Origin of the sequence: Novosphingobium panipatense (genome assembly GCF_900182875.1) — a bacterium.
GTDB classification, from domain to species: Bacteria; Pseudomonadota; Alphaproteobacteria; order Sphingomonadales; family Sphingomonadaceae; genus Novosphingobium; species Novosphingobium panipatense.
This window is the reverse complement of the sequence record NZ_FXUI01000019.1, coordinates 22,628-34,634: the sequence shown is the minus strand read 5'-3', so window position 1 is coordinate 34,634 and position 12,007 is coordinate 22,628. Positions and strand designations below refer to the sequence as shown.

Genomic DNA, 12,007 nt, shown 5'->3' with positions numbered 1-12,007 from the left:
GTCAACCGCCATCCTCATCGTGAACCACCCACAGGCTATGCGAATCGATTTCCAGCTTGAGCAGGGCGCGGGCCGCTTCCGATCGCGCCATGATCTCGGACCGGCGCGCTTCACCCGCCTGACGGCGGGCATAGAGCAGGTCGGCAAGGTCGATCTGGCCGAGCTGGTAGCCACGTTCGGTTCGGGCCAGCGCACTAGCGGCGCTTTGCGCTGACAGATCCGTGTTTTTCCACGCCTCCAGCCGCAATGTGGCGCTGGACAGATCGGCATCCGCGATGGCCCTCACGGTCCGCTGGACGGACATATGCTCAAGCTGCGCGGCATTGCCTTCCGCGGAAGCCCGGTCCGCCGCCGCGCGTCTGTGACCGCCGCCCAGCGGCATCGACATGACCACCCCCGCGCCCTGCTCCATGCCGCTCCGCTCACTGAACAGCCGGACGCCGAAGGACGGATCGGCAATCCGGTCCGCGCGAACACGCTGCGCAACGACCGCCAGCCGCTGCGCCTCGCGCTCGGCGGCGCGGATTTCATGGCTGCGTTCGATCACCAGATCCCGCATCGCCGCAAGTCTCTGGGCCGGAACCATCGCGACGGACGTTTCCGGCGGCTCGATGGGCAGCGGTATTTCTGGAAAATTCGCGGCAAGCGCCACACGCGCCTGTTCGCGCGCCGCGAGCGAGTTCGCGGCCTGGGCCTGGGCCTGAGCCATTGCCGCCATGGCCTGATCAACATCGAGCGCCGCCGCATCGCGCAGCGCCACGCGCCGGCGCAGCGCGGACAGCTCCTTTTCCAGCCAGCGCACCGTATCGAGGTCGTTGCGATACAGCGCGCCGGCGACCAGCCAGTCGTTCCAATAGCCGGAGAGCAGCAAAGCCGTCTGATGCCGGGCATCCTCCATCCGGTTTTCCGCGACCTCTATGCCCAGGGCGCCCGCCTCGCGATCGAGCGCCGCCTTGCCCGGCAGGCGGAACGGTCGGGCGATCGTGGCGTCGAACTCGTCATAGCCGCCTTCCCTGTCCACGCTGCGGCGAACATAGCTGCCGGTAACGGCAATCTCATGGGTCCCCTTCGCCAGCATGTCGCGGTCGGCACGGGCGGCGTCCACCCGTGCCCGCGCGGCCGCCACGGCCGGATGATTGTCCAGCGCTTCGGCAACCTTTTCGCTCGGCGGCAAATCGGCGCGCTGGGCAAGCGCCCCAGCGGGTGTGAGCAATGCGACAAGCGCCCCGAGGATGATCGGCGATCTCATGCGATCCTCCCCCGGGCTGACACCGGGACTACGTGCCAGCGCACTGGCAGCGACCGCTTCGATTGGGTGACCGCGTCAACCAGTGTCCCCAGAGCGTCCTCATCGACAATCAGTTCCAGCGCGTTGCGGCGCAGAAGGCCCGACACCCGTTCCGCCGTGCTGGCGTCGCCGAAGTCCCAGCCGCGCACCGCCTGCTCGGCGATATGGATCGGCGCGTCGCAGGCGGCGCGGAGTGCGTCAGTCACGCTATCGGCGTCATGCGAGGCGCAATGGAAGGTCAGCAGGATGTCAGCCATTGTCGGTTTCTCCCGCGCTTTCGCCGAAACGCTCGAACAGGATCGGCAGCAGAATGAGCGTCAGCAGGGTGGAGGTGATGAGGCCGCCGATCACGACGATGGCGAGGGGGCGCTGGATCTCCGATCCCGGGCCGGTCGCGAACAGCAGCGGCACAAGGCCGAAGGCCGTGATGCTGGCGGTCATCAGGACGGGACGCAGGCGCCGTTCGGCGCCGAGGCGCACCGTCTCGGTCATGCTCCGCCCATCGGCGCGGAGCTGGCGGAAATAGGTGACCATGACCAGTCCGTTGAGCACCGCGATGCCGAGCAGGGCGATAAAGCCCACCGAGGCGGGAACCGACAGATATTCTCCCGAAGCCCAGAGCGAGACGATCCCGCCGACCATGGCGAAGGGGATGTTGACAAGGATGAGCACCGAGGCGCGCATCGAGCGCAGCGTCGCCAGCAGAACGAAGAAGATCAGGAGCAGCGCGATCGGGATCACGACCGCCAGCCGGGCCGAGGCGCGCTGCTGGTTTTCGAACTGCCCGCCCCAGACGATGCTGTAGCCGGCGGGCAGTTTGACCTTCGCGCCGACCTCGCCTCTCGCTTCATCGACATAGCCGACCAGGTCGCGCCCCGAGACGAACGCCTGCACCAGCGCAAAGCGCGACCCGTTCTCATGGTCGAGCTTGACCGGCCCCTCGGTCCGCTCGATCCGCGCCATGTCGCTGACCCGGGCGACTATGCCGGTCGGCGTATGCAATTGCAGATCGGCAAAACGGGCGGGATCGGCGCGCAGCGCCTCGTCGCCGCGAATGACGATCGGCACGCGCTTCTGGCCATCGGCGACGATACCGACATGGGCGCCTTCGACCTGCGCGCGCAGCGCATCCTGTATGCGGTCGACCGGCATCCCGAAGCGCCCGGCGGCGGCGCGGTCGATGTCGAGCTGGAGATAATCAACGCGGTCATTGGCGACGGTCAGCACTTCGGAGGCGCCATCGACGTTCGACAATATCTGCTGCACCTGATCTGCAAGTTCGCCCAGCGTCGCCAGATCCGGCCCGAAGATCTTGACGGCAAGATCGCCGCGCGCGCCGGTCAGCATTTCGGAAACGCGCATCTCGATCGGCTGGGTGAAGCTCGGCTCGATGCCGGGCAGGTCCGCCATCGCCTTGCGCATGTCCTCGACGATGAGATCCTTGTCGCCGCGCCATTCGGAGCGCGGCTTCAGGCGGACGAAGTTGTCGGTTTCATTGGGGCTCATCGGATCGAGGCCGATTTCGTCCGATCCGACGCGCGCAATCACGTCCTGCACTTCCGGCACGCGCATCAGCGCGCGCTGCGCGGCCATGTCGCCCTGGACCGACTGGTCGAGATCGATGGAGGGCAGCTTGGTGAGCTGGACGATGATCGACCCTTCATCCATCGTCGGCATGAAGGTCTTGCCGACCGCGCCATAGGCGATGCCGGCGAGGACGAGCCCCGCCGCCGACAGCCCGTAGACCAGCCGCTTGCGCGCGAAGGCGCCGTCGAGAAGCCCCCGGTAGCGAGGGCCGAGCTGGCGCATCAGCCACGGCTCGCCATGATGGCCGCTTTTAAGGCCAAAGGATGCAAGCACGGGGACCAGGGTGAGCGCGAGCAGCAGCGAACCGGCGAGCGCGAAGACGATGGTGAGCGCAACCGGCGCGAACAATTTGCCTTCGAGGCCCTGCAATGACAGCAGCGGCAGGAAGACCAGCGCAATGATGGCGATCCCGGCCGAGACCGGCACGATGACTTCGCTTGCCGCCTGATAGACGAGGTTAAGGCGCGGGGTTCCCTCCTCATGCGCCCGGCCGAGCCGTTCGACGATATTTTCCACCACCACGATCGACCCGTCGACCAGCAGGCCGATGGCGATAGCCAGGCCCCCAAGGCTCATGAGATTGGCGGACAGGCCCATGCCCTGCATGAACAGAAAGGTGATGAGCGCCGCCAGCGGCAGGGTGACGGCGACAATCGCCGCCGCGCGCCAGTCGCCCAGGAACAGAATGAGCAGCACGACGACAAGGACGGCCGCTTCGAGCAGGGCTTTCTCGACCGTGCCGACGGCGCGCGCGATCAGGTCGGACCGATCGTAAAAGACATCGACATGGGTGCCGGCGGGCAATGTGCTTTCGATTTCCGCGAGGCGGGCGCGGACACCATCGACCACCTGCCGCGCATCGGCCCCGCGCAGTGCGATCACCAGCCCCTGCACGGCTTCGGCCCGCCCATTCTTGCTCACCGCGCCATAGCGCGTCAGACTGCCGGTGCCGACCGTCGCGACATCGCCCAGCCGAACGATGCGGTCGTTCCGGCTGACGACAACGAGTTGCTGGAGATCCTCGACCGACCGGATTGCGCCGACCGCGCGCACGATCAGAGATTCCTCGCCGCTTTTCAGGCGTCCCGCGCCATCGTTGCGGTTGCCGCTTTCGATCGCCGTCTCGATGTCCGCGATGGAGAGGCCTGCCGCCGCAAGCGCAACAGGATCGGGCCTGACCTCGAAGGTCCGCACATAGCCGCCCAGCGCGTTCACGTCAGCGACGCCGGGAACGGTGCGCAGCGCCGGACGGATGGTCCAGTCGAGCAGTTCGCGCTTCTCCTGTAGCGAGAGCGGCCCCTCGATCGTGAACATGTAGATGTCCGAAAGCGGCGTAGAGATCGGCGCAAGGCCGCCGCTGACCGACGCGGGCAGATCGCGCATCACATTCGACAGTCGCTCCGCCACCTGCTGGCGCGCCCAATAGATGTCGGTGCCGTCGACAAAATCGATGGTGATGTCGGCGATGGCGTATTTGGCGGTGGAGCGCAGGATCGCCTGATCGGGAATGCCGAGCATTTCCATCTCGATCGGTGTGATGACGCGGCTTTCCACCTCCTCGGGCGTCATGCCCGGCGCCTTGAGGATGATCTTCACCTGCGTCTGGGCGATGTTCGGATAGGCATCGACGGGAAGCGTCATGAAGGCCCAGGTGCCCAGCCCGGCAACGGCCAGCGCCAGCGCGATGACGAGCAGGCGCCAGGAGAGCGAGGCGGCGACCAGCGAACGCAACATGGCCCGGACCTATCGCGACAAAGCGAGCGCCTTGAGCGCGCTCGTGCCGGAAACGACCACCTGCTCGCCCGGCCTGACGCCGGACAGCAGCACGGTCTGTCCCCCAACGGAACCGCCTATCTTCACGTCGCGGATCGCATATCCGCCGCCGGTGGCGACGAAGACGATAGTCTTGTCCCCGATCATGGCGGTCGCGCCGGAAGGCACGCTGACGGCGCCGGCCGGCGCCGGGCCGGACAGCGACATGCTGGTCGTGCGCCCCGCGACGATGCCCGGCCCGGCGGGAATCTCGGCCTTGAGCATGGCGGAACGGGTGGCGGGGTCTATCGTCGAGCCAACGGCGGTGACGCGCCCGGCGATGTCGGGTTCGATCACTACGGTCATGCCGGGCCGGACCGCGCCGACGAGCCGCTCGGGCAACTGGCCGACAACCTCATAGCGGTTGGCGGCGTCGATCACATAAGGCGCGGTGGTTCCGTCCACGGGATTGCCCGTCTGGATGTTGGCGGTCGTGACGCGCCCGGCGATCGGCGCGGTCAGCGTATAGGTGCCGCCCCTCCCCTCGCCATTGACCATTTTGAGGATGCGCGCCTTTTCGGCGACATCGGCGCCTGCTTCGGCCGCCAGTGCATGGGCTTCATCAGCGCGCGCGCCGGCGATGATGCCTTCGCGGGCAAGCTGCGAGAGCCGGGCCGCGTTCGACCGCGCGACCCCTGCCCGCGCATTGGCGCGCGTCAGGTCGGCCCCCATCGTCAGCACGTCGCGGCTGGAAATAACCGCGAGCGGCTGGCCCTGCCGGACGGTATCGCCTTCAACCACCAGCGTCCGCATGACCACGCCGGGAAAGGTCGCGGCCACGGCCACGCGCGCATTGGCGGGCGGCTGGATCACCGCCGGAATGACGGCGATGGGGGCTTCGCTCGCGGTGAGGGCGGGCGCCAGGCGGATACCAAGCTGCGCGGCCTGCCTGCGGTCAACGGGCAGAACGCCCGGCGCCGCTTTCCCGGCTTCGGGGGATGAAGGGGCTGGTTCAGGCGCCGTGCCGGACCCGGCAAGCCACCAGATCCCAAGCGCCAGCGCGATGACGGCAAAGCCGGCAAGGATATAATTCCGCTTCGACATGGGCTTCGCCTAGTGCGCGAAACTGACGAGACCCTGACGGGTCGCAATGCTCGGCGCTTCAGGCGCTGGGGAAATGCAGGGACAATTCCCGCACGGCGGGATCGGTGGTCAGCCGTCCGCCGTGCGCCGCCATGATCCGGTCGACGATCGCCAGGCCAAGCCCGGCGCCGTTGGTGCTGGCATGGTCCGCCCGGCTGTGCCGCCGCACAAGTTCGCGAAGGCGTTCGGGTGAAAGGCCCTCTCCGCCATCGCCCACCGCAATCACCGGATCCGGGCCAACCCGTATATTCACCGTGCCTCCCAACGGCGTCACCCGGACAGCATTCTCGATAAGGTTCCGCAAGGCGGCCGCGATTGCTTCACGCCGGCCCCGCGCCATTGGGATCCCGCTGCCCACATCGAGCGTGATGGCTTTCCCTTCCGCGATGATGGCCGGGGCAAGAAGGCTGACGACATCGCGCGCAATCTCGACAAGGGACACGGATTCCAGCGGGAATTGTGCGGCAGCTGTGGCATCAACCTGGGCTAGCAGCATGAGCTGGTCGACCAGGCGGCGCATCCCGGCGACATCGTTCTTGAGGCGCGCGGCGTCGTCATGATCGAGCCGGTCGAATTCGAGCGACAGCACCGCGAGCGGCGTGCGCAGTTCATGCGCGACATCGGCGGCAAAGGCTTCCTGGCGCATGGCGGCGTCGTCAAGCCGGCCGAGCAGATCATTGACGGCATCCGTGAACGGCAGGGCTTCGGCCGGCAGATGGGACGTGTCTATGCGAAAGCCGCGTTCGTGCCCACGCGCGGCCTCGATCGCGGTTGCGGCTTCCTCAAGGGAGCCAAAAGCCTGTCGGATCACGCGCCGCACGACGAAGGCGACGGGCACCATCAGCACGACCAGTGGAAGCGCGACATGCTCCAGCATCTCGCGCACGGCCTTGATCAGCGCGTCCTGCGCCGTCAGATCGTCGAATGTCAGGCTGTAGAAAAAGACGACCGCTGCAAGCAACAAGATGGTGCCGACAAGGCCGACGAGAGCAAGCCCTCGCGCAAGTTTGCGCGACACGGAGCGCCGATAGGTCACGCCGCGACATCCTTCAGCATATAGCCGACGCCGCGGATGGTGTGGAGCGCGCCAGTGGCACCAGCCTCGTCCAGCTTCCGGCGCAAGCGGGAGACCGCCGCTTCCACGGCATTGGGCGTCACCGGCTCGTTGAAATTGTAGAGCGCATCCTCGATCGTCTCGCGGCGGACGACGGTTCCCGCCCGCCGTAGCAGCAATTCCAGGAGGTCGGCCTCCCTGCGGGACAGATCGATGGCGTAGTCCCCGCAGTGCGCCGTGCGCGCCGCCGTGTCGAACCGCAGGCAGCCCGCTTCCAGCACAGGTTGCGCGCGCGGGCCGGGGCGGCGGAGCAACGCGCGAATGCGCGCGGCCAGTTCATCGATCTCGACAGGCTTGACGACATAATCGTCGGCGCCGGCGTCAAGCCCCGTGACCCGGTCCTCCAGCGCGCCGCGCGCGGTCTGGATGATCGCGGGCGGCATTTGCCGATACTGGCGACGGTTCGCCAGCCAGGCGACGCCATCGCCGTCCGGCAGGCCGAGATCGAGTATGATCGCGTCATAGACCGCGCCACCCAGTGCGCTGTCCGCATCGGACAGGGTCGTGGCGATGTCGCACGAAAAGCCCCGGCGCTGAAGGCCGTCCGCAACCAGCTTCGCCAGCCGGTCATTATCCTCTATGACAAGAACGCGCATCTATGCCGGCTTTCCTAGCACGATCCCGCCTCAATTCCCGCCCTGCAATCTGACCAGTCCCGCGCGGGGATCGAAAGAGGCCGTCTCAATCCCGGTCATTATCCTCGCCTTGAACGGCTGTTCCACCTTCGATTTCATGCCCTTGCTTTGCCTCGCCGTGCGACTGCGCACTGAACGCCGCGGAATCGTAGCGCAGGATGCCAAACACCGTCATCCCGATCACCAGGACGGCCAGCAGCACCGCGACGACGGCCGGCCGACGGGCATCGTGGGCGCCAGGGTGCAGAGCGACGCTCTTGCGGCCAGTAACCATGGCGCGCGCGAGATTTTCGCGGGTGAAGACGGACATCAGGACCACCGCTGCGACATGAACGCCGATGAGCGCCAGCAGGCCATAGGCAATCGCCTCATGAAGATCCTCGTCGGCCTGCCCCGCGTCGACCTGGATGCCGGTCCACAGCACCGCGCCGGTTGCAATGAGCATGGCCAGAACAGCGAGCGCCCCCAGCGGATTGTGCCCGATCGTGCGTTGTGGATGACCCGTCACAAGTTCCCGGACGTGGGACAGAAGGCGTGACGGTCGCACGAAATTGGCAAAACGCGCATGCTCGCCGCCGATAAACCCCCAGACAAGACGAAAGACAAGCAGGACAGCGGCGGTCCAGCCTGCCGCCATGTGCCAGTCCGCGATTCCGCTGTCTCCTTCCGAGGACAAAAAGGCAATCGTGATCGCCGCGACCAGCAGCCAGTGGAAAAGCCTGAGCGGGGCATCCCAAACCCTGAAACTATCACTGTAGCTCGTTTTTGCCATGAGCATCATTTGTCTCCTTGGCCTTTGGCCATAAGAGAGATTGCTGACGGCGCGCTGACGAACGCGGGGCAGCGATCACGTCAGACAGCCGCTCCGAACAGGCTGCCCACGCCTGCCGTCAACGCCATCGCCAGGGCGCCCCAGAACGTGACGCGGACGATCGACCGCATGACAGGGGCCCCGCCCGCCTTCGCGCCAAGCGCCCCGAGCAGCACGAGGCACAGAAGCGAAACGGCGACGACGAGCGGTATCAATTGCTGTCCCGGCGCGGCGGCAACCACCGCCAGCGGCATGATCGCCCCGGCGCTGAACGTCGCGGCGGATGTGAATGCCGCCTGCAACGGCCGCGCCGTGGATATGTCGGAAATTCCCAGCTCATCGCGGGCATGCGCCCCAAGCGCATCGTCCGCCATGAGCTGGTCGGCAACCTTGAGCGCAAGATCGGGGTCCAGGCCGCGCGCCATATAGATGTCCGCCAGTTCCTGCCGCTCGAGCCCGGGCTGCGTTGTCAGTTCCGCCGTTTCGCGGGCGAGGTCCGCCTTCTCGGTATCGGCCTGCGAGCTGACCGAGACATATTCGCCGGCGGCCATCGACATGGCGCCGGCGACAAGCGCCGCGATGCCGGCAACGAGGATGCCTGATCGGTCCGTTCCCGAAGCGGCGACGCCGACAATGAGGCTTCCTGTGGAAACGATACCGTCATTGGCGCCAAGGACCGCCGCGCGGAGCCAGCCGATACGTGATACCGCATGTCGTTCGGGGTGAGCGTGCAAGCGGGTCATGGGTCCTCCAGCCAAGGGTCGGCACAAGACCATGACCGCATTTGCTGACCAGCTCCTGACGCAATGTGATTTCCGGCGCTAATTGAAATGGAAAGGCAGGACGCAATCGAGCGTTCCCACGCCGAGACTTTCAGGCGGGCGCGGAAAGGGCGCCGCCAGGCGAACCGTGCGAAGGGCGAGCCGGTCAAGCTGCGCATTGCCGCTGGATTGCGCGAGCGAGATCTCGCGCAAGGCGCCGTCAGCACCGATGGAAAAATTAATCAGCGCCTCACCCTCAAGATGAAGGCCCGCCGGGCGTCTGGCGGCAATCCATTCCCACAACCGCCGAAGATAGGCCGCACGCGCAGTGCTGAGCGTTGATGACGCAGCCTGCGGCGAAGCAGGTTGGGGATGCGGCATGTCGACGTTCATGCGGGCAGGCAAGGGCGACGGTGCGACAGGTAGCGTCAAGGCAGCCTGATCGGAGGCAGGCCGGTCGGGCGACGCCTGCGGCCCTTGCCGCGCGCGTGTCGCTGGCGTTGTACTGGGGGGCGTCAGCTGATTTGCCGGTCTGGGGGCAGCTTTCGGCCGGCGGGCAGACGGCTGTTCGGTTTCGAGCGAAGGCAGCGTCATGATCGTGACCGTGCGGGGTTCCTCCCGCCTTTCGGGGATTAGACGCGGACTGTGGCTCCACAGGCCATAGGCCGCAAGAACACCCGCATGCAGGGCAAGCGACACGAGGAACCCGAAAGCCCTCGTATCGCTCGCCTGGGCCAGCCGGTATGCTGGACTGGCGGCCATGCCTCAGAATTTCGCAGTCAGGCCGATGTTGAAGGAGCGGCCACGACCAGGCACCGGCCGCAAGTCGCCGGTCGCCTTGTAATCGCCGAGCGACATGCCGCCCAGCGGCAGATCATAGCCCTTGTCGAACAGGTTCTGGACATCCAGGCCCAGCCGGTAATTGCCCCAGGCATAGCCGGTCCGAAGATTGACGAGCGCATAGTCGTCCGTTCGGGGTTCGTTGCGCGTGGCGTCGACCCGGTTCTTGTCCGCCACGACCGTCAGTTCGACCGCGCTCTCCCAGCCCCCGAGCCGATGCTCCAGCGCAAACGTCGCGTTGAACGGCATCTGATGGTAGAGCGACCCGCCGTCGTCCAGATTGCGCCCGCGCAACCAGCTTGCCGTTGCGGTCAGTTTCGCCGTGCCGGCCGATGACGACTGCCACAGCGCAAGCGAACCCGAGACATCGACGCCATATAGCTCGGCTTCGCGGTTGGCGAACCGAAGCTGCACGAACCCCGTCGGCGTGCCCATCATATTGGTGAAATCGGCCAGCTTCACGACATCGATATAATCATGGACGCGCGTGTAATAGGGTGCGATCCTGAGCGTCCAGCCATTGGCGCCGGCGCCTTTCAGACTGACCGCGGCACTTATCGTATCAGCCCTTTCGGGCTTCAGGGTGGGATCGCCGACATAGCCGTTGCCATCACCGAACCAGCCGATCATCCGGCTCGACATCGAACCGCGTCCCCAGCTGTAGCGCTCATAGACGCCCGGTGAACGGCTCTTGCGCGCATAGCCCAATTCGAGCGTCGCCTGATCGCTCGGCGCATAGCGGACAAGGGCCGTGGCGCTCCAGTTGCTGTCATGCCGTTTGCGATCCGCGGCGTTGAACGCGGTGGCCGCCATCGCGTCGGCCATATTCATCATCGAGGTGGAATAGGGCTGGACCTCGCCGGTGTTCATCCAGACCTGATCGTTGCGCACGCCGACCAGCGTGGTGAGCTGCGGCGTCCACTTCGCCTCCCATTCGGCAAAGGTGCCAAGCCGGTCGCGCTTCGCGCCGTTCACATTGATATAGGTGTTGGGCCCCATCATCATGTGGCCCGCGACCGCCGGCCAGTAATCATTGAGCCATTGGTGGTGGAATTCGCTCCCGAGACGCAGCGTGTCGCGATTGGACAGCATAATGTCGCCCTTGAGCGTATAGCCGGCGCTATGAACCTCGGTGTTCATGGGCATGCCGCCGGTCGCGGTGCCGCCCTTGTCCGCCAGGAAGTTCATCCGATGATCGGTGTCGCGATAGAAGGCGCGCAGGTCCAGATCGCCCCAGTCGAAGGCGCCCTTCCAGTGACCGTTCAGATACCAACTCTTGTTGGATGTCATGTCCATATACTGGTTGGGAAAGCCCTCGTACGGCGAGAAATGGTAGCCGCCCTTCAGTTCGAACAGCCCGATATCGGTCTGCGCGGCCAGGCTCAGCGCATGGTCCGTCTTCTTGTATTCAGTCGAACGGACGGTGCCGTCACGGCCGCCGCCCTTGTAATTGTCGGACTGGGTGAAGGAACCGGCATAGCTGAGGCTGAGCCGGTCGCTTGCCGCCGTGATCGAAAGTGCGCCGCCGAAGCCGTCGCCGTTACTGCGGTAGAAGGTGGACAGTTCGCCCGTCAGCAATCGTTTGCCCGCCTTGGCGAAGCGCGGTGTCAGGGTTTCCACCGAAATCGCGCCGCCGATGCTGTCACCGCCCATGCTGACCGGCGTCACGCCCGTGATGACGCTGATCGCGTCGATCGTCTGCGGATCGGTGTAGGACAAAGGCGGGTTCATCGCATTCGTGCAGGCGATGTCGATCGGCACGCCGTCGACCAATATGGTCAGCCGCTGGCTTTCGAGGCCCCGGATCACCGGCAGGCTGGAAAAGCCACCGGCGCCGAAGCTGCTGCCCCCCGGCAGGCGGCCGATCAGCGCCGCCGTATCGCTTGTTCCCGATTGCAGGGGTGCGACCTTGTCACGCAAAAGGATCTCGGACGACACGGGACCGGCAGGGCGATCCTCGGAATCGATCCCGATGGACGGAAGAACCTGTGTATCCTGCGCAAAGGCACTCGCGGCCGACAGGCCATAGAATATTGCAGCCGCGCTCGCGGCTTTGGAAATGACAGACATGGATGG

Annotated in this window: 10 protein-coding genes; all 10 read right to left on the bottom strand. The window is 65.9% G+C overall.

Translation table 11 applies throughout. The features are described 5' to 3' along the window. Position 1 precedes the first annotated feature (1 nt). The 10 genes from QOL62_RS17790 to QOL62_RS17745 all read right to left on the bottom strand — a co-directional run bounded on the left by QOL62_RS17790 (position 2) and on the right by QOL62_RS17745 (position 12,001). Positions 2 to 1,249 (bottom strand): TolC family protein, encoded by a 1,248-nt coding sequence (locus QOL62_RS17790; protein ID WP_020819434.1) that lies wholly within the window; start codon positions 1,247 to 1,249, stop codon positions 2 to 4. Further along, the gene (locus QOL62_RS17785; protein WP_020819433.1) at positions 1,246 to 1,545 is read right to left on the bottom strand and encodes a DUF3240 family protein; all 300 of its coding nucleotides are present in this window, start codon (positions 1,543 to 1,545) and stop codon (positions 1,246 to 1,248) included. The genes QOL62_RS17790 and QOL62_RS17785 overlap by 4 nt, the downstream gene beginning before the upstream one ends. After that, complete coding sequence (locus QOL62_RS17780) at positions 1,538 to 4,609, bottom strand: efflux RND transporter permease subunit (RefSeq protein WP_037485651.1); 3,072 nt, start codon at positions 4,607 to 4,609, stop codon at positions 1,538 to 1,540. Before QOL62_RS17780 ends, QOL62_RS17785 begins: the two co-directional genes overlap by 8 nt. 9 nt (positions 4,610 to 4,618) lie before the next feature. Further along, positions 4,619 to 5,731 (bottom strand): efflux RND transporter periplasmic adaptor subunit, encoded by a 1,113-nt coding sequence (locus QOL62_RS17775; protein WP_037485649.1) that lies wholly within the window; start codon positions 5,729 to 5,731, stop codon positions 4,619 to 4,621. Between the two features lie 58 nt (positions 5,732 to 5,789). Further along, entirely contained in the window at positions 5,790 to 6,806 is a 1,017-nt protein-coding gene (locus tag QOL62_RS17770; RefSeq protein WP_037485648.1) for a sensor histidine kinase, read from the bottom strand. Next, complete coding sequence (locus QOL62_RS17765; protein WP_020819429.1) at positions 6,803 to 7,480, bottom strand: winged helix-turn-helix domain-containing protein; 678 nt, start codon at positions 7,478 to 7,480, stop codon at positions 6,803 to 6,805. The genes QOL62_RS17770 and QOL62_RS17765 overlap by 4 nt, the downstream gene beginning before the upstream one ends. 85 nt (positions 7,481 to 7,565) lie before the next feature. Continuing rightward, entirely contained in the window at positions 7,566 to 8,297 is a 732-nt protein-coding gene (locus QOL62_RS17760; protein WP_245656672.1) for a cytochrome b/b6 domain-containing protein, read from the bottom strand. Between the two features lie 74 nt (positions 8,298 to 8,371). Next, positions 8,372 to 9,073, bottom strand: coding sequence for a VIT1/CCC1 transporter family protein (locus QOL62_RS17755; protein ID WP_020819427.1), 702 nt, complete (start codon positions 9,071 to 9,073; stop codon positions 8,372 to 8,374). Positions 9,074 to 9,151: 78 nt separating this feature from the next. Continuing rightward, the gene (locus QOL62_RS17750; protein WP_021224255.1) at positions 9,152 to 9,853 is read right to left on the bottom strand and encodes an energy transducer TonB family protein; all 702 of its coding nucleotides are present in this window, start codon (positions 9,851 to 9,853) and stop codon (positions 9,152 to 9,154) included. Between the two features lie 3 nt (positions 9,854 to 9,856). Next, a complete protein-coding gene (locus tag QOL62_RS17745; protein WP_020819425.1) occupies positions 9,857 to 12,001 on the bottom strand; it encodes a TonB-dependent receptor in 2,145 nt (714 codons plus the stop codon). Between the last annotated feature and the right edge of the window lie 6 nt (positions 12,002 to 12,007).

Coding starts and splice junctions, on each gene's coding strand:
- QOL62_RS17790 (WP_020819434.1), bottom strand. CDS start 1,249: ATGAGATCGCCGATCATCCTCGGGGCGCTTGTCGCATTGCTCACACCC.
- QOL62_RS17785 (WP_020819433.1), bottom strand. CDS start 1,545: ATGGCTGACATCCTGCTGACCTTCCATTGCGCCTCGCATGACGCCGAT.
- QOL62_RS17780 (WP_037485651.1), bottom strand. CDS start 4,609: ATGTTGCGTTCGCTGGTCGCCGCCTCGCTCTCCTGGCGCCTGCTCGTC.
- QOL62_RS17775 (WP_037485649.1), bottom strand. CDS start 5,731: ATGTCGAAGCGGAATTATATCCTTGCCGGCTTTGCCGTCATCGCGCTG.
- QOL62_RS17765 (WP_020819429.1), bottom strand. CDS start 7,480: ATGCGCGTTCTTGTCATAGAGGATAATGACCGGCTGGCGAAGCTGGTT.
- QOL62_RS17760 (WP_245656672.1), bottom strand. CDS start 8,297: ATGCTCATGGCAAAAACGAGCTACAGTGATAGTTTCAGGGTTTGGGAT.
- QOL62_RS17755 (WP_020819427.1), bottom strand. CDS start 9,073: ATGACCCGCTTGCACGCTCACCCCGAACGACATGCGGTATCACGTATC.
- QOL62_RS17750 (WP_021224255.1), bottom strand. CDS start 9,853: ATGGCCGCCAGTCCAGCATACCGGCTGGCCCAGGCGAGCGATACGAGG.
- QOL62_RS17745 (WP_020819425.1), bottom strand. CDS start 12,001: ATGTCTGTCATTTCCAAAGCCGCGAGCGCGGCTGCAATATTCTATGGC.